Annotated in this window: 15 protein-coding genes; all 15 read left to right on the top strand. The window is 68.1% G+C overall.

Translation table 11 applies throughout. From position 1 onward, the window contains the following. The first annotated feature begins 45 nt into the window (after positions 1-45). The 15 genes from rimK (at position 46) to FQY83_RS06895 (ending at position 16993) form a co-directional block, all read left to right on the top strand. Positions 46-975, top strand: a complete 930-nt coding sequence (gene rimK / locus FQY83_RS06825; RefSeq protein WP_146386438.1) for a 30S ribosomal protein S6--L-glutamate ligase — start codon at positions 46-48, stop codon at positions 973-975. Between the two features lie 279 nt (positions 976-1254). Next, positions 1255-1938, top strand: coding sequence for a response regulator transcription factor (locus tag FQY83_RS06830; RefSeq protein WP_146386441.1), 684 nt, complete (start codon positions 1255-1257; stop codon positions 1936-1938). Continuing rightward, positions 1925-3271, top strand: coding sequence for a HAMP domain-containing sensor histidine kinase (locus tag FQY83_RS06835; RefSeq protein WP_238333431.1), 1347 nt, complete (start codon positions 1925-1927; stop codon positions 3269-3271). The genes FQY83_RS06830 and FQY83_RS06835 overlap by 14 nt, the downstream gene beginning before the upstream one ends. A 290-nt stretch (positions 3272-3561) precedes the next feature. Then, the gene (locus tag FQY83_RS06840) at positions 3562-4356 is read left to right on the top strand and encodes a tyrosine-protein phosphatase (RefSeq protein ID WP_146386445.1); all 795 of its coding nucleotides are present in this window, start codon (positions 3562-3564) and stop codon (positions 4354-4356) included. Between the two features lie 28 nt (positions 4357-4384). Next, positions 4385-5077 (top strand): polysaccharide biosynthesis/export family protein, encoded by a 693-nt coding sequence (locus FQY83_RS06845; RefSeq protein WP_146386447.1) that lies wholly within the window; start codon positions 4385-4387, stop codon positions 5075-5077. Between the two features lie 30 nt (positions 5078-5107). Then, the gene (locus FQY83_RS06850; protein ID WP_146386449.1) at positions 5108-7408 is read left to right on the top strand and encodes a GumC family protein; all 2301 of its coding nucleotides are present in this window, start codon (positions 5108-5110) and stop codon (positions 7406-7408) included. A 27-nt stretch (positions 7409-7435) separates the two neighbouring features. Beyond that, entirely contained in the window at positions 7436-8794 is a 1359-nt protein-coding gene (locus FQY83_RS06855) for a J domain-containing protein (RefSeq protein ID WP_146386451.1), read from the top strand. Continuing rightward, positions 8791-9999 carry a tetratricopeptide repeat protein gene (locus tag FQY83_RS06860; RefSeq protein ID WP_146386453.1) on the top strand — a complete coding sequence of 403 codons (1209 nt, stop codon included), beginning with the start codon at positions 8791-8793 and terminating at the stop codon, positions 9997-9999. Before FQY83_RS06855 ends, FQY83_RS06860 begins: the two co-directional genes overlap by 4 nt. A 518-nt stretch (positions 10000-10517) precedes the next feature. Continuing rightward, the gene (locus FQY83_RS06865) at positions 10518-10949 is read left to right on the top strand and encodes a hypothetical protein (RefSeq protein WP_146386455.1); all 432 of its coding nucleotides are present in this window, start codon (positions 10518-10520) and stop codon (positions 10947-10949) included. A gap of 85 nt (positions 10950-11034) precedes the next feature. Further along, a complete protein-coding gene (locus FQY83_RS06870) occupies positions 11035-12423 on the top strand; it encodes an O-antigen ligase family protein (protein ID WP_146386457.1) in 1389 nt (462 codons plus the stop codon). 58 nt (positions 12424-12481) lie between these two features. After that, positions 12482-12730: a type II toxin-antitoxin system Phd/YefM family antitoxin gene (locus FQY83_RS06875; protein WP_146386459.1), complete on the top strand. Its 249-nt coding sequence runs from the start codon at positions 12482-12484 to the stop codon at positions 12728-12730. Then, the gene (locus FQY83_RS06880; protein WP_146386461.1) at positions 12730-13137 is read left to right on the top strand and encodes a type II toxin-antitoxin system VapC family toxin; all 408 of its coding nucleotides are present in this window, start codon (positions 12730-12732) and stop codon (positions 13135-13137) included. Before FQY83_RS06875 ends, FQY83_RS06880 begins: the two co-directional genes overlap by 1 nt. Positions 13138-13161: 24 nt before the next feature. Further along, positions 13162-14445 carry a Vi polysaccharide biosynthesis UDP-N-acetylglucosamine C-6 dehydrogenase TviB gene (gene tviB, locus FQY83_RS06885; protein WP_146386464.1) on the top strand — a complete coding sequence of 428 codons (1284 nt, stop codon included), beginning with the start codon at positions 13162-13164 and terminating at the stop codon, positions 14443-14445. 5 nt (positions 14446-14450) lie between these two features. After that, the gene (gene galE, locus FQY83_RS06890; RefSeq protein ID WP_146386466.1) at positions 14451-15482 is read left to right on the top strand and encodes a UDP-glucose 4-epimerase GalE; all 1032 of its coding nucleotides are present in this window, start codon (positions 14451-14453) and stop codon (positions 15480-15482) included. Next, positions 15479-16993 (top strand): lipopolysaccharide biosynthesis protein, encoded by a 1515-nt coding sequence (locus FQY83_RS06895; RefSeq protein ID WP_146386468.1) that lies wholly within the window; start codon positions 15479-15481, stop codon positions 16991-16993. Before galE ends, FQY83_RS06895 begins: the two co-directional genes overlap by 4 nt. Positions 16994-16998 lie beyond the last annotated feature (5 nt).

Consider the following 16998-nt stretch of genomic DNA (forward strand, 5'->3'; position numbering starts at 1 on the left):
CCATCGCAACGGTGGTGCCGCAGTTTTTCGCTTGGCAGGCCGCGCATGAAGCTCGCGATCCTCTCCCGCAACGGCAAGCTCTACTCCACCCGGCGGCTGGTGGAGGCCGCGCGCGCGGCCGGGCACAGCGTGCGCGTGCTCGATCCGCTGCGCTGCTACATGCGCATCGGCAATACCGGTTTCGCGATGCGCTACAAGGGCCGCGCGATCGACGGCTACGGCGCGGTGATCCCGCGCATCGGCGCTTCGGTCACGCGCTACGGCTGCGCGGTGCTGCGGCAGTTCGAACTGATGGGCAGCCACACGCCGAACCCGGCGGCGGCGATCGCGCGCGCGCGCGACAAGCTGGCCTGCCACCAGTTGCTGGCGGCGCAGGGCATCGGCCTGCCGACGACGGCGTTTGGCGACAACCCGGACGACACCGCCGACCTGCTGGCCCTGCTCGGCCCGCCGCCGCACGTGATCAAGCTCAACGAGGGCACCCAGGGCGCGGGCGTGATGCTGACCGAGAAGCCGTCGGCCTCGCGCAGCGTGGTCGAGGCGCTGCGCGGCCTGTACGCCAACTTCCTGGTGCAGGAGTTCGTGGCCGAGGCCGAGGGCGCGGACCTGCGCTGCTTCGTCGTCGGCGATCGCGTGGTCGCGTCGATGCAGCGCCAGGCGCCGGCCGGCGACTTCCGCTCCAACCTGCATCGCGGCGGCAGCGCGACCGCGATCGAGTCGACTGCCGGGGAGCAGGCGATGGCCGTGCGCGCGGCGCAGGCGGTCGGGCTGGGGGTGGCCGGCGTGGACCTGATCCGGTCCCGCCGCGGGCCGCTGGTGCTGGAGGTGAACGCCTCGCCGGGACTGGAGGGGATCGAAGAGGCGACCGGCGTCGATATTGCCGCCAAAATCATCGAACTTGCCGTATCAGGCTCGAAATTTCCGGAAACCAGCAAGGCGCGCCCGCGCCGTCGCGGGCGCGGTTTTAACCAATAATTCATCCGCGGTTTAACGACTGCTTAAGCGTTCCGGGACTACCTTGTCCCGACCGGATCCCGCGCTTTCTCCTGTTTCCTTGTCCAAGGGTCAGCCAACGGATTACGGTAATCGGGGCAGTACTTTGGGCCCAGGCGATGGCATCGTCTGGGCTCTTTTGTGGGCGCTCGTCGACGGGGCGCCGACAGGGCCGTGTGACAGAATCCCTCCTCCCGCGCCCGGCGGAACCGCGCACGACCCCGCGCGGTCCAAGAAGGCCGACCTTACGGAATCCGCTGCATGCGCATCCTCGTCATCGAAGACAACCAGGACATCGCGGCCAACCTCGGCGACTACCTCGAGGACCGCGGCCACACCGTCGATTTCGCCGCCGACGGCGTGACCGGCCTGCACCTGGCGGTGGTCCACGACTTCGACGCGATCGTGCTCGACCTCAACCTGCCGGGCATGGACGGGCTGGAGGTGTGCCGCAAGCTGCGCAACGACGCGCGCAAGCAGACGCCGGTGCTGATGCTGACCGCCCGCGACAGCCTCGACAACAAGCTCGCCGGCTTCGACTCCGGCGCCGACGACTACCTGGTCAAGCCCTTCGCGCTGCAGGAAGTCGAGGTGCGGCTCAACGCGCTCTCGCGCCGCGGCAAGGGCGTGCAGACGCGAGTGCTGGACGTCGGCGACCTCGAATACAACCTCGACACCCTGGAAGTGCGCCGCCAGGGCAAGCTGGTGCAGCTCAACCCGACCGCGCTGAAGATCCTGCAGGCGCTGATGGAGGCCTCGCCGGCGGTGGTGACGCGGCAGGACCTGGAAACCCGCGTCTGGGGCGAGGAACTGCCGGATTCGGATTCGCTGCGCGTGCACATCCACGGCCTGCGCGCCGTGATCGACAAGCCCTTCGACGTGCCGCTGATCCAGACCCGCCATGGCATCGGCTACCGCATCGCCGCGCCCGATGGCGCAGGCTGACGACGCGCCGGACGACCCCGTCCGCAGCAGGGGTCGACGCTATCGCAGGCGGCTGCGGACCCGCATCATCCTCTCGTTCTTCCTGCTCGGCACGGGCCTGACGGCGCTGTACGCCTACCTCACCGACTTCGCGCGCCAGCGGGTCGAGGACCAGTTGGTCGAGGAGGTGATGAACAAGAACATCGACGAGTACGCAAGGCGCTTCTATTCCGACCCGACCCGGCCGCCGAGCGTGCCGGTGGAGCAGATCCGCGGTTTCTCCTATACGCCCGACCGGTTCGAACGCGTCCGCCAGGAGCGCCCGGAGTGGGCGCTGTTGCCGAACGGCAACCACAACATCACCGACATCGACGAGAACGGCGAGCCCTTCGCCTACAAGCTCGCGGTACGCAAGACGCCGGAGGCATGGTTCTTCCTCGCCTACGACACCAGCCAGGCGGCGCGCGGGGCGACCCAGCTCCGCTCGTGGCTGTACGTGGCGGTGGTGCTGTTCGGTGCGCTGTCGCTGGTCATCGGCTGGTGGTCGGCGGCACGGGTGATGAGCCCGGTGTCCGAGCTGGCGAAGCGGATCGGTCGCAGCGGCGACAGCACGCAGCCCGAACCGCTCGCGCCGCACTTCCCCGACGACGAGGTCGGCGAACTGGCCAAGGCGCTCGACGACTACGCCGAGCGCCTGACCGAGGTGGTGCAGCGCGACCGCGAGTTCAACGCCGACGTCAGCCACGAACTGCGCACGCCGCTGGCGGTGATCCGCGGCGCGGCGGAGCTGCTGCTGTCGCGGCCGGACCTGGACGAGAAGACGCAGGCGCGCCTGCTGCGCATCCAGCGCGCCGAGCAGCAGTGCACCGACCTGATCAGCGCGCTGCTGCTGCTCTCGCGCAACGAGCGCGGCCGCGGCGCGACCGACGTGGCGAAGGTGGCCGAACAACTGTTCGACGCGCACCGCGGCCAGCTCGGCAGCAAGCCGCTGGCGCTGCGGCTCGAAGGCGCGCCGGGACAGGTGGTGGTGGACGCGCCGGAATCGGCGGTGACCGTCGCGCTCGGCAACCTCGTCGGCAACGCGGTGAAGTACACGCAGCAGGGCGAGGTGGTGGTGCGGTTGCTCGACGGCGCGGTCGACGTCATCGACTCGGGGCCCGGCCTCAGCGCCGAGGACGCCGCGCGCCTGTTCGAGCGCGGCTACCGCGGCACCCACGCCGAGCATTCGCAGGGCGGCGGCATCGGCCTGTCGATCGTACGCCGGCTGTGCGCCCTCTACGGCTGGAGCGTGCGCGTGGTCCCCGGCGAAACCCAGGGCGTCATCGCAACGCTCTCCTTCAGTCCGGACGCATAGGGCGGGCCTGGGCCCGCCGCCCCGAATCATCGCTCCGCCGTCGTCCGCCCCGGCGCCCCCGCCAACCCGTTGATCCCGGAGGGGCAGGCCGGGCGCGCGCGGCGCCGATCCTGACGCGATCGCAGCGACAACCACGGGGAACACGCCTTCCGAGTCAGTGCCGTCCCGGCCACGGACGGCCGCGATGACGCAACCGAACCGCGCCCGGAGGCGGGGCGCGGGCTGCGTTCAGGCCAGGATGTTAAAATTTCCCGCTACGCCACATACGCGCTGCATACGGACTTCGCGGCTTGTACGATCTGCATTGCCATTTGTTGCCTGCCATCGACGACGGCGCCAGGGACTTGGCGATGTCGCTGGAGATGGCGCGGATGGCGGTTGCCGACGGCATCACGCTCACCGCATGCACGCCGCACATCTACCCCGGTCTGTACGAGAACAGCGGCCCGGCGATTCGCGAAGCCATCGTGCGGCTGCAGGACGAACTGGACCGCGAGGGGATCGCCCTGAAGCTGGTGGAGGGCGCGGACGTGCATCTCGATCACGGCCTGGTGGCCGGTATCCGCAATGGCCGCATCCCCACCATCGGCGGCTCGCGCTACCTGTTGTTCGAGCCGCCCCACCACGTCGCTCCGCCGCGCCTGGAAGAGACGCTGTTCGAACTGATGGCAGCCGGTTTCGTGCCCGTGCTCACGCACCCCGAGCGTCTGACCTGGGTCGAGCAGCACTACGACACGTTCGTCCGCCTGGCGCATCGCGGCGTCTGGATGCAGATCACCGCCGGCGCGCTCACCGGTCGCTACGGGCGCCGTGCGAAGTATTGGGGCGAGCGCTTCATCGGTGAGGGCCACTGCCACATCCTGGCCACTGACGCCCACCACCCCGGGCGCAGGCCTCCGCTGCTGACCGAGGCGCGCGACGCAGCGGCCGTCCTGGTGGGTGCGGAAGAGGCTTATCACATGGTGAACACGCGTCCAGCTGGCATCGTTGCGGACGACGCGCCGGATACACTGCCGCCCCTCAAGGCGCCGCAACCTCGCGCCCGCCACCGCGGCCTCCTGGCCCGTTTTTTGCGAACCGCCTGACGCTGTCCCGATTTCCGAGATTTCCGCCATGAAACAATCCAGCCGACTCGTGATCGCGGCCATGCTCGCTTTGCTGCTGGGCGCCTGCGCCCATGGTGCGAAGAACGTCGAACGCGCCGACCTGCCGCCGCCGGATACCACCACCGCCTCGGGCGCCTACGAGGGGGCGACCGACTACCGCATCGGTTCCCAGGACCTGCTGGAAATCGCCGTGTTCGGCGTGTCCGAGCTTACCCACCAGGCACGCGTGAACTCCAACGGCATGATCAACGTGCCCCTGATCGGTGGCGTGATGGCCGGCGGCAAGACCGTGCCCGAACTGGAGAAGGAACTGGGTGCGCGCTACGCCGACGGCTACCTGCAGAATCCACAGGTCACCGTGTTCGTCAAGGAATACACCAGCCAGCGCGTGACCCTGGAAGGTGCACTCAAGAAGCCCGGCATCTATCCGTTGACCGGCAAGACCTCGCTGCTCCAGGCCGTGGCCATGGCGGGCGGCACCGACGAGTTCGCCGACCTGGAAGGCGTGGTGCTGTTCCGCCACATCGAGGGCAAGCGCATGGCCGCAGCCTACGATCTCAGGCTCGTGCGTCGCGGTGAACTCGAGGACCCGCAGGTCTATGGCGACGACGTGATCGTGATCGAGCGGTCCGGCAGCAAGTCGGCGTTCCGCGAGTTCCTGAGGTCGGTTCCCGCCCTGGGCCTGTTCCTCGCCCTCTGAGCGCCATCCCGTTACGGACAACGCAGACCCATGCAAGACGACAAGCTCCCCGCCGGCCCCGAGGGCGGAAACCAGAACCGGCTGCCGGTCCAGCGCCCGGGCCAGCTGACCGTTGGTGGTGGCCAGCGCGCGCTCGCGCTGGAGATGTTCGACGACAAGCGCGGCGGCGACGAGGACGAGATCGACCTGCTCGCGTACTGGCGCATCCTGGTCAAGCGCAAGTGGCTGGTGCTGGGCGTGCTCGGCACGGTGGTGGCGCTGGCACTGGTCGTGACGCTGCTGATGCCGCCGATCTACCGCGCCACCGCGGTACTGCAGATCGACCGCGAGTCCGTGCAGATCCTGCAGGTGGAGGGCGTGGGCAACGCCGAAGCCGCCGCGCCTGACTTCCTCACCACCCAGTACGAACTGCTCAAGAGCCGTGCGCTGGCCGAGCGCGTGGCCAACGAGCTCAATATCGACGGCGCCACCGTCGAGCGGCTGGATTCCACTACCTGGTGGCAGCGTGCGACCGGCGCGCTGCGCCCACAGGCGTCGGAGCAGGCCGACCAGGCCGATACGGACGAGGCTATCGAAGGCGGGGACGCCGCCGCCGACGAAATCGTCGGCCTTGGCCAGGCTGTCGGCATTGTGCGCCGCGGCCTGACCGTGGAGCCCGTGCGCAACTCGCGACTGGTGCGCGTGCACTTCGATTCCACCCTGCCGGCGTTCTCCGCGCGCGTGGTCAACGCCGTGGCCGACGGCTTCATCGCCCACGCGATCGAGCGCAAGTTCGATGCATCTTCCTACGCCAGCAAGTACATCGAGGAGCAATTGGCGCTGGCCAAGGGCAGGTTGGAGGAGTCCGAGCGTGCGCTGGTGGCCTTCGCCACGAAGGAAAACATCGTCACCAGTGGCGAGGGCAGCCAGAGCCTGGAAAGCCAGAATCTGGGTGCGCTCAATGCCGCGCTGGCCACGGCGCAGGACGATCGCATCCGCGCGCAGGCTGCCTGGAGCCAGGTGGCGGGAGGCGGCCACCTGCCCGCAGGTGCGATCAGCAACTCCATCCTCAATACCCTGCAGCAGCAGCGGGCCACGCTCAACGCGCAGTACCAGCAGCAGCTCAAGACCTTCAAGCCCGAGTATCCGAGCATGCTTGCGCTCAAGGGCCAGATCGACGAGGTCGACCGCCAGATCGCGCAGGAGCGCAGTGCGGTGCGCTCCTCGATCAAGGCCGAATACGACGCCGCGCAGGCGCGCGAGAACATGCTGGTCGCGCAATTGAACTCACTGCGGACCAAGACGCTGGACGTCGACAACCGCTCGATCGACTACAACATCCTGCGTCGCGAGGCGGACACCAACCGACAGCTCTACGACAGCCTGCTGCAGCGCTACAAGGAGGTCGGCGTGGCCGCCGGCGCCGGCGTGGGCACCAACAACATCTCCATCGTCGATCGCGCCGTCCTGCCGACCGGCCGGTTCAAGCCCAACCTGCCGCTCAACCTCGCGATCGGCGTCATGCTGGGCCTGATGCTGGGCGTGCTGATCGCCTTTGTGCTCGAATTCCTGGACGACACCCTCAAGGGTCCTGAGGACATTGAGCAGCACCTGCGCCTGGCCGTGCTGGGCATCATCCCCCACCTCAGGAAGCAGACCGTGGTCCAGGCCATGGCCGATCCGCGTTCGGCCTTCGCCGAAGCCTATCGTTCCGTCCGCACCGCGCTGCAGTTCTCCACCGACAACGGCGTGCCCAAGGTGCTGCTGATCACCAGCCCCAGCGCATCGGAAGGCAAGTCCACCACCGCACACACGCTGGCGCGCAACTTCGCCCAACTGGGCAAGCGCGTGCTGCTGATCGAGGGCGACCTGCGCAATCCTTCGCTGCATCGCGTGCTTGGCGTGCGCTCGGAAACCGGACTGTCCAGCCTGCTCGCCGGCGCCGCCAGTGCCAGCGAGGTCATCATGACCACCGACGACGAACGCCTGAAGGTGGTGCTGGCCGGCCCGCTGCCGCCCAATCCGGCGGAACTCCTGTCCGGCAGCCGCCTGCTGTCCATGCTGACCGTGGCGGCGGAGCGGTTCGACCAGGTGATCATCGACGGTCCACCGGTACTCGGAATCGCCGATGCCCCCATCCTGTCGAACATTGCCGGCGGCACGCTGCTGGTGATCCAGGCCGGCAACACCCGCATCAAGACCGCCCAGGCCGCGATCAAGCGCCTGGCCGCCGCACGCGCGCACGTGATCGGCGCGCTCATCACCCACTACGATGCCAAGGTCGCCGGCTACGGCTATGACTATGCCTCGTACTATTCCTACGGCACGCAGCCGAAGCTGGAAGGGAAGTAGCGGGGTGGGGGTGGGAGCCGCACGGGGATGACGGCGGAAGGCGGCGAAGCGCTCGATGTCGCGCTGGCCCTGATGCGGGCGCCCACGCTGCGTGCCGTCCTGCGCGCGCGACCGTTGCCCGATGGCGTGGGCGAAGTCCTGGCAATCGCCGCCGGCTCCATCGACAGCGTCCGCACCGCCGCAGCGCGCACCGGCTACGGTGAAGCCGAACTGGTCGAAGCAAGCCGCTTCTATGTCCAGCAGGTCCTCCTGGCCGAAGACGCCGATGCCTATCGCACGCTGGGTGCCGAGCGCGGCGCCGGGCACGCCGTCCTGCGCGACCATCACCGCCTGCTCCTGCGCTGGCTGCACCCCGACCGCAACCGGGGCGCCGAGTGGGACTCCGCGCTGTCGACGCGCGTCAACCAGGCCTGGAACCAGGTTCGTACCGAAGCCGCCCGCGCCCAGTACGACGCCACCCGGCCCGCCGCTGCCCCGGCAGGCGTGGCTCCAGCCGTGCCGCCGCCGCCATATCCCGCCGCGCTCGGATCCGAACGACGCACGAACCCCGCCGCCATCGCCGTCGCCCTCCTGGGCCTGGCCTGCGCCGTCCTCGCCTGGTTCGCGATCCATCGCGAGGACGCCCTCCAAGACCTCCGCGGCGCCCCGGTCTCCGAAACCCGCCGCGCCGCAGCGCAACGCCCGGCTCCGCTCCCGCTCCCACCCCCGCCGGCGCCCGCCACGGTTCTCGCTCCCGCCCGCATGGAAGAGGCGCCAACCGCCCCGAAAAGCGCGCCGTCCGCGGGAACGTCGGCTGCCGCCCGGACTCCCTTCCCTGCGGAAGCGGCTCCGACGGCGCCCCCGACTCCGGCTCCGACGATCGCCACTGCCGGGCTCGACGCTCCCGCCCCTGTTCGATCCGCCTTCGCACAAGCCGAAGATCGGCCGCAAGAGCGCCTCCGGGGCACGGCCATGACCGCCAGCCCGCCACCGACGGCGAACATCCCACTCGCCAGCGTCCCTCCGTCTGCCGTCCCTTCCGCCGCAGCCGCTTCCGCCGACGACCCGCTGCAACTGTTTCGCGAAGCCGAAGAGACCCTTCGCAGCGTCGCCGCCTACCTTGCGGCCGAGGGCGGGCCCGCCCCCCCCTGGCTCGACATGCCCACCGGCCTCGAAGCCGCCGGCATCCGCAATGAACTGCATGCGCGCCACGACGCAGGCAAGCGGCCGCGCATGGACATCGACTCCCCCAACTGGACGCTCGGCAATCACAGTGCCTCGATGCTCGGCGCCTATCGTCTCGGTGGCCGTGGCAGCGTCGTGGAAACCGGCATCTTGCGGGTGGAACTCGCGCGCCTCGAGCGCCAGTGGCGGGTGGCGGGGTTGCGCCTGGAGCCCGCACGGTGAGTCCCGCGCGCTGGGTCGCCTACATCGCGCTGCTGGCCGCCCTGGTCGCCGCCGGCATCGCCCTGCTTGCCACGCGCGGCGAACGGGTGCAGATCGACGAGGACCTCGCCGCGGCCGAAACGGCGCTCCGGCAGGGCGACGCCACCGGTGCCGTGGCCATCGCCCGCGGCGTCCTGGAACGCGAGCCCGCGGCCGGGCGCGCCTTCGGCGTGCTCGCCCGCGCCAGCGAGGGCGGAGACGACGCCCGGGACACGCGCGTGCGCCATGAAATCGCCGCCCGCCGCGCCCCACGAGATCCCGGCGTGCGCAGCTGGCTCGCCGCGCAGGCCCTGCGATCCGGCGACTTTCCCGCCGCAATCGACCACATCGACGCCCTGCTCACCGTCGCTCCCGCACGCCGCAGCGAGGTGCTCAAGCTCGTCGCCCAGCTGGCGCAGGATCCGGCGTTCGCCGAGGCGTTAGCCGCGCACCTCGTGCAGCAGCCGCGCTGGCGCCGGGCCATCCTGCGCGCCACCATCGCCAGCGGCCTGCCCGAGGCCGTCGACAACCTCCACGGCGCCCTGCGCGCGCATGGAGGCCTGGATGCCGACGACACCGCGCGCTGGATCGACAGCATGCTGCGCGGCGTTCGCTGGGGAAGCGCCTACGCGCGCTGGGCCAGCGGTCTCGGGGCCTTGCCCGATCGCATGCCCGTGCCGTGGAACGGGGATTTTGCGCGCGCGCCATCGTCCGCAGGCTTCGATTGGCGCGTGCGCCGCAAGCCCGGGGTGCTGTTCGACCGCATCGACCTGGGCGGCGGCGCCCACGCCGCGCGCCTGCGTTTCCTCGGCCGCCCGGTTTCCGCTACCGGCCTGGAGGTCCCGATACTGCTTGCACCCGGCGAACACGTCTTGCGCCTGCGCGCGCGAACCGCCGGCCTGCGCTCCGATCAAGGCCTGGAGTGGACCCTGACCTGCAGCGACGGACGCACCCGCATCGCCAGCGGTGCCCGCGTACGCGAGGCGCGCGACTGGATCGAGCTGGAACTACCGTTCACCGTGCCCGAGGGCGACGGCTGCCAGGGTCAGTGGCTGCGTCTGGTGAATCCCGCGCCGCGTGGCGTGGCGCAGACCTTGCGCGGTGAATTGCAGCTGGCGGATGTCTCCATTGGCACCTCGCCGCCGGCGACTTCGCCTGCGTCCCGCGATCGCACGGGGAACCTCTGAGCAGGTCGTTGTTCCGGCGAAAAGCCGGAATCCGGTTCTCCGGCAAGTTGCCGAAAAACCCGGATCCCGGCTTTCGACGGGATGACGATCCGGGATTCGTCCGGACCTTGTCTTGGTCCCGTCCCACAAGTTTCCCGGTCTCGTCATCCCCGCCTTCGCGGGGATGACGTTCAAGGCGCAATGCCGCCCATGGGCGGCGCCTGCTTTGACTTGGCCCCCTTGAGGGGCTCACCGCGAAAGCCACCGGCCTTGCCGGCGGAGACTTGCTTCGAGCGTAGCAAGAGGTGCTTCACATCGGCGAAGTCGCTCGTTCCATGTGCTTGATGCCCGGGGATTGACCAGCTTCGCTGCAGGGCGCGCCGGATATTCACGGGGACTTCACGCAAGTGTCGCATTTCATTGATATATCAAAGAAATTCCCCCAAATCCCAGCTTGCGCGAGCTATCGCGTCGGCGTAAAATTCGACGTGGCGCAATGTCGCCGATGACTAAACGAACATTCTCTGGAAGGACTCCAAATGGCTATCCCCACTCGCCTCCTGTTCGCCGCCGCCCTGGCTGCCTCACTGTCCGCGGCCCCCGCCATTGCGCAGGACGGCGCCGCAACGCTTCGCATCGAGAGCGGCAGCGCCATGGTCAGCACCGATGGGGAGTTCACCACCGCCGCTTCGGGCACGCAGGTCGCCCCCGGCAATCGCGTGATGCTGCCTGAAGGCAGCCGCGCCACCCTCGTCTATCCCAACGGCTGCACGCAGCCCCTCAGGGAAGGCGGCACCTACACCGTGCCGGCCACTTGCGTGGCGGCGGCAGGTTCCTCGGGCGGCGCGGGCGCGGGCGTGGACTACGCCGGCCTTGGCATCGTGACGGGACTCGTCGTCGCAGGTGCGGCCGGTCTTGCCAGCATGGATCAGCAGGACGTCGTCACCCCGCCGCCGCCGGTCAGCCGCTGATCGCCGTCGGCGACAAAACAAGACGCTGAATGCACGGGCGGGACGGGTTGATCCCGTCCCGCTTTGTTTTCACGGGCGGAAATCCATGCAAGACGCAGCCGCCGACGCGCACCGGAACCAGCACCGCCAGCACAAGCACACCAGCAGCCTCGACGCCCGGACACGTACGGGACTGATCGCTGTCGGCGTGCTGCTCGTGCTGTGCGTGATCGCAGGCGGCAGTTCGCAAGAGTCCGGCATCGGTGTCCTTGCCGCACAGTTGCTGGCGTTGCCGCTGTTGGCCTGGGCCGGTTGGCGGCTGCTGCGACGGCCCGGCAGCGCAATCCACGTCGCGTGGCTGGTGTTCGCGCTGATGCTCGTCGCCATTCCCCTGCTGCAGGCGCTGTTGCCCGCATCGGTCGCGGGTGGCGAGGGCAGGACGTCGCTGGCCCGCGACCTCGCGGTGTTCGGCATGGCCGGCCCCTCGCGCTGGTCGCTGGCCCCGGCCGCTAGCAGGGCGGCCGGCTTCACCCTGCTGCCGGCCCTGGCCATCTTCGCAATGACCCTGGCCCTGCCGCGCGCCGCGCAGCGTCACCTCGCACAACTGGTCGTGGCGCTGGCCATGGCCAGCCTGCTGCTGGGCGTGGTCCAGCTCGGCGCTCCGCAGGAAAGCCCGCTCAATCCCTATCCGCAGTGGGCGCCGGCCATGAACGGCTTCTTCGCCAACCCCAATCACCAGGCCACCCTGCTGGTGGTTGCGGCCACGCTGGCCTGCGCCCACCTGGCGATGGTGGTGGGGGCCTGGCCCCCGGGCCGCCCGCACCGCATGGCGCATGCCGTGTCTTCGGCACTGGTGATGCTGCTGGCCGCCGTGGCCCTGCCACTGACCGGTTCGCGCGCCGGCGTGGTGTTGATCATCCTGGCCAGCGCCCTGGTGGTAATCGCCCACTGGCCGGCCTGGCGTGGCCGGCTGCACACCCGGTTGGTGCTGGTGGCGTGCATGGTGGTGGCGGCGCTGGCCCTGTTCCTGTCCCTGCGCTGGATGCAGGTCGAGGCCATCGACGAACTGCGGGGTCCGCTGCGCGCGCTCACCGGCGAGATCGCCGCGCGCTTCGCGCCGTCGGGTGCCGGCGTGGGCAGCTACGTACCGGTGTTCGAACAGGAAGCCCCGCGCGAGCTGCTGATGGCCAACTATGTCAACCACGCCCACAACGAGTACGCGCAGTGGTGGCTGGAGGCCGGCGTATCGGCCGTGCTGGCCATGCTGCTGGGCGCGATCGCCCTGGCGCTGAGCTTGCGTGCATTGCTGCGCCAGCCTGCACAGGCGCGTGGCCTGGGCGTGACCGCGCTGGTGGCGCTGGGCGCGATCATGGCGCATTCGCTGGTGGACTATCCGTTGCGTACCCCGGCGATGCTGGCGGTAGCGGCAGTGCTGGCGGGGATTGCGGCGGGGCAGGCCTCCAGCGAGGTGGGGAGCGCGCGTGCGGGCGCTTGAATCGAGAAACGCAGGGGGCACAGAATGAAAGCTAGATACATTGAAATCGAGTCTAGCCATGACTAGCGTGCCTCTGGCTGAAGCGAAGAATCGACTTTCCGAACTCATCTCGCGTGCCGAAGCGGGCGAAGAGATCTCCGTCACCCGGCGCGGCAAAGCCGTGGCCAAGCTGGTGGCTTTCGATGCCGCGGAAACCGGAGCCCGTCGTGAGCGCGTGACCGAGGCCTTCGGCCGCCTCCGGGCCTTGCGCGAACAACTGGACCTGGAAGGCGACCTCAAGTCGATCGCCCGGGAAGGCCTGGACTGATGCCCTTCGTGCTCGACAATTCCGTGGTCAGTGGCTGGTTGCTGAAGCGCCAGGGCACGGCTTACGCGGACACGGTCGCCCGACGCCTGCAGGAAGGCCGGGCCGTAGTGCCTCCATTGTTGCGCCATGAATATGCCAACGTGCTGCGCACTGCCTGCAAGCTGGGTCGATTGACCGCGCAGCAGGCGCAGGATGCCATTGCGGACCTCGCGACCCTGCCGCTGGACATCGACCAGGACGTGCCGGATGCAGGCCAGCTGCTGGCGCTCGCGCTGCGCTATGACCTGACCAGCTACGACGCCACCTATCTCGACCTGGCGCTGCGTCGCCAACTGCCCATCGCAACACAGGATGCCGCCCTGGCCCAGGCCGCGCGCCTGGCCGGCGTTGGCGTGGTAGAGCCATGAATCAATCTATCGGACTGGACCGCAATGAATGACTTTCCCGCGCCTCAGGACACCCGCATCGCCGTGGTCGGCCTGGGCTACGTGGGCCTGCCGCTGGCGGTCGAGTTCGGCAAGCGCTACGACACGGTCGGCTTCGACATCAACGCCGCGCGCGTCGCCGAACTGGGCGAGGGCCGCGACAGCACCCTTGAAGTCGAACCGGAGTTGCTGGCCGAAGCCACGCGCCTGTCGTTCACCAGCGAGCTGGACGGCATTGCCGCCTGCAACGTCTACATCGTCACCGTGCCCACGCCCATCGACAGCGCACGCCGCCCGGACCTGACGCCGCTGGTCAAGGCCAGCGAATCGCTCGGGCAGGTGCTGGCCCGCGGCGACACCGTGGTCTACGAGAGCACCGTGTACCCCGGCTGCACCGAGGAAGTGTGCGTGCCGATCCTGGAGCGGGTGAGCGGCCTTAAGTTCAACGAGGACTTCTTCGTCGGCTACAGCCCGGAGCGCATCAACCCCGGCGACAAGGCGCACCGCGTCACCACCATCCTGAAGGTGACCTCGGGCAGCACGCCCGCGGCGGCGAATTTCGTGGACGCGCTGTACGCCAGCATCATCACCGCCGGCACCCACAAGGCCAGCAGCATCAAGGTGGCCGAGGCCGCCAAGGTGATCGAGAACACCCAGCGCGACCTCAACATCGCCCTGGTCAATGACCTGGCCATGCTGTTCAACAAGCTGGGCATCGACACCCTGGAAGTGCTGGAGGCCGCCGGTACCAAGTGGAACTTCCTGCCGTTCCGCCCCGGCCTGGTGGGCGGGCACTGCATCAGCGTGGATCCGTACTACCTGACCCACAAAGCGCAGGAGGTGGGCCACCACCCGGACGTGATCCTGGCCGGCCGCCGCACCAACGACGGCATGGGCCAGTACGTGGCCAACGAGGTCATCCGGCTGATGGTGCGCAACGGGATCAACCCGGTGCGGGCGCGGATCCTGATCCTGGGACTGGCGTTCAAGGAGAACTGCCCGGACCTGCGGAACACGCGCGTGGTGGACATCATCGGCGCGCTGCAGGGCTACAACGCGCGCGTGGATGTGTGCGACCCATGGGTGGACGCGGGCGAGGCCAAGCACGAGTACGGGCTGACGCTGTGCAAGCCGGGGGAGGGGGAGTACGACGCCATCATCGTGGCGGTGGGGCACGATGACTTCCGGAAGCTGGGTGCGGCGGGGATCCGCGCGCATGGCAAGCCGGGGGCGGTGCTATATGACGTCAAGTACGTTCTGCCGCGCGAATCGGTGGATGGAAGGCTCTGAGACCAATGCGTGCCCTGGTTACCGGCGGCGCCGGCTACATCGGCTCCCATACCTGCGTAGCCCTGCTGGAAGCAGGACACGACGTCACCGTCATCGACAACCTCTGCAACAGCTCCGAGGTGGCGCTGCAGCGCGTGCAGGAGATCACCGGCAAGCCGCTGGCCTTCATCCCCGGTGACATCCGGAACCCGGCGGACCTGGACCAGGCGCTGGGCGGCGGCAAAGATGCCGTGATCCACCTCGCCGCGCTCAAGGCCGTGGGCGAAAGCTGCGAAAGGCCGCTGGACTACTTCGACAACAACATCGGCGGCACCATCGCCCTGCTGCAGGCCATGCGCGGGGCGGGCGTGAACACCCTGGTGTTCAGCTCCTCGGCCACCGTCTACGGCGAGCCCGACACCGTGCCCGTCACCGAAGACGCGCCCCTGCGGGTCACCAACCCCTACGGCCGCACCAAGCTGGTGATGGAAGACCTGATCCGCGACGCCTGCCAGGCCGATCCGGCCATGAGCGCGGTGCTGCTGCGCTACTTCAACCCGGTGGGCGCCCACCCCAGCGGCCGCATCGGCGAAGACCCGGCCGGCATCCCCAACAACCTGATGCCCTACGTGGCCCAGGTGGCGGTGGGTCGGCGCGAACGGCTGCAGGTGTTCGGCGGCGACTACCCCACGCCCGACGGAACCGGCGTGCGCGACTACATCCACGTCATGGACCTGGCCCAGGCGCACGTGCGCGCGCTGGCGTACGGCCAGGCGCACACCGGCGCACGGGCGATCAACGTCGGCACCGGGCGCGGCTACAGCGTGCTGGAGCTGGTGCGCGCGTTCGAGCAGGCCAGCGGCAAGCCGGTGCCGCTGGACATCGTCGAGCGCCGCGCCGGTGACGTGGCGGCGCTGTGGGCGGAGCCGGGGTTGGCAGGGGAGTTGCTTGGATGGAAGGCGGAGAAGGACTTGCTGGCGATGTGTGAGGACGCGTGGCGGTGGCAATGCGCCAACCCTGAGGGCTACGCCACGGCAGGCAGGAGCGGCCAAGCGTGAGTGAGATCCGCCGCGGGGCGCTGCTGTCCTACGCCACCATCCTGGTCGTCAACCTGTCCGGGTTGTTGCTGACGCCGTTCATCATCCGTGCGTTGGGCAATGCCGAGTACGGCCTGTACCTGTTGATCGGTTCGCTCGCCGCGTACCTGGGCGTGCTGGATTTCGGGCTGAACAACGCTGTGACCCGTTACGTTGCCCAATGCGCGGCGAAGAGGGATCGCGAACAGGAAGCACGGTTCCTTGGCGCGGCCCTGGTGGTGAACGCGTTGGCTGCAGCCGCGATCATTGCCTTGGGGGCGATCTTCTACGCCAGTATCGACGCGTGGTTCAGCGACACGCTCGACGCCGGGCAGCGGGACCAGGCGCGGATCATGTTGCTGCTGCTGATCGCGAACGTGGTGCTGACGGTTTCGTCGGGCATGTTCACGGCGATCTGTGCGGGACATGAACAATTCACCTTCCCAAAGGCCGTGAATCTGCTGCGTTATCTGGTACGCATTGGGCTTGTCATCGCGATTCTGATCGCAGGTGGCGGAGCCATTGCGTTGGTCGCACTGGATGCCTTACTCGCTCTGCTGGTGCTTGTCGTCAATGCGTACTACGCGATTAGAAGCATTGGTGCTCGCGCCGATCTGAAGGCCCTTAACTTGAAGTTGGTGTTCAGCGTACTGACCTTCTCAACGTGGGTGTTTCTCTACGCCGTGATCGGTCAGGTTCAATGGCAAGGCGGGCAGTTCATTATTGGTGCGACTATCGGCACTGAGGCTGTTGCGATCTATGGTGTCGGCATAATGTTCGGAGGCTACTACGCAGCCTTCTCAGCGGCGATCACAAACCTCTTCTTGCCACGTGCAACCTATATGACGGTTGCTGATGTTGGTCCGGGCAAGTACAGCGCGGAGATGGTGCGAATAGGCCGGATGGCGCTTCTGGTTCTACTCCTGATACTCGGCGGGTTCGCGCTCTACGGTCAAGACTTCATCTTGCTCTGGGCTGGTCCCACGTATGGCGCCTCGTGGTTGGTGGCCATGATCATCATGCTTGCGTACACAGTTCCGCTGATCCAGACCTTTGCGCACCAATTGCTGGAGGCAAAGGGGCTGATCAGGTTCAAGGCAATGGTCTATTTGGTGGCGCTACCCCTCGGGGTGCTCCTGGGCTATCTGCTACTTGAACCCTTCGGCGTTCCCGGAATGGCCATTGGCATGACCGCAGGCTGGCTGGCCGCGACTGTCACCATGAATATCTATTATCAAGGTGCTCTTGGTATCGATATTCCAGCCTTCTTCAAAGAAGTTTCAAGAGGTATCGTGCCCGCGTTCATCGCGTGCATGATATTCGGTGCAACGTTGAATTTGTTGTCGATGGAAGGGTGGAGCGGAGTCTTTGTTCGTGCCGCCGCATTTGCAGCGCTGTATCTCGTTCTGATGTATCGCTTCGGCATGAATGGGTCTGAGCGGCGTCAAGTGACGTCCACGATGGAGCAGGTAAAAGCAGGGTGGAGTTCGTGATGATG

This window comes from Luteimonas marina, from assembly GCF_007859325.1.
Classification (GTDB): Bacteria; Pseudomonadota; Gammaproteobacteria; order Xanthomonadales; family Xanthomonadaceae; genus Luteimonas; species Luteimonas marina.

Excerpts from the sequence above, each read along its gene's own strand:
- rimK (WP_146386438.1), top strand. The coding sequence starts at position 46 with ATGAAGCTCGCGATCCTCTCCCGCAACGGCAAGCTCTACTCCACCCGG.
- FQY83_RS06830 (WP_146386441.1), top strand. The coding sequence starts at position 1,255 with ATGCGCATCCTCGTCATCGAAGACAACCAGGACATCGCGGCCAACCTC.
- FQY83_RS06835 (WP_238333431.1), top strand. The coding sequence starts at position 1,925 with ATGGCGCAGGCTGACGACGCGCCGGACGACCCCGTCCGCAGCAGGGGT.
- FQY83_RS06845 (WP_146386447.1), top strand. The coding sequence starts at position 4,385 with ATGAAACAATCCAGCCGACTCGTGATCGCGGCCATGCTCGCTTTGCTG.
- FQY83_RS06850 (WP_146386449.1), top strand. The coding sequence starts at position 5,108 with ATGCAAGACGACAAGCTCCCCGCCGGCCCCGAGGGCGGAAACCAGAAC.
- FQY83_RS06855 (WP_146386451.1), top strand. The coding sequence starts at position 7,436 with ATGACGGCGGAAGGCGGCGAAGCGCTCGATGTCGCGCTGGCCCTGATG.
- FQY83_RS06865 (WP_146386455.1), top strand. The coding sequence starts at position 10,518 with ATGGCTATCCCCACTCGCCTCCTGTTCGCCGCCGCCCTGGCTGCCTCA.
- FQY83_RS06870 (WP_146386457.1), top strand. The coding sequence starts at position 11,035 with ATGCAAGACGCAGCCGCCGACGCGCACCGGAACCAGCACCGCCAGCAC.
- FQY83_RS06875 (WP_146386459.1), top strand. The coding sequence starts at position 12,482 with ATGACTAGCGTGCCTCTGGCTGAAGCGAAGAATCGACTTTCCGAACTC.
- FQY83_RS06880 (WP_146386461.1), top strand. The coding sequence starts at position 12,730 with ATGCCCTTCGTGCTCGACAATTCCGTGGTCAGTGGCTGGTTGCTGAAG.
- tviB (WP_146386464.1), top strand. The coding sequence starts at position 13,162 with ATGAATGACTTTCCCGCGCCTCAGGACACCCGCATCGCCGTGGTCGGC.
- galE (WP_146386466.1), top strand. The coding sequence starts at position 14,451 with ATGCGTGCCCTGGTTACCGGCGGCGCCGGCTACATCGGCTCCCATACC.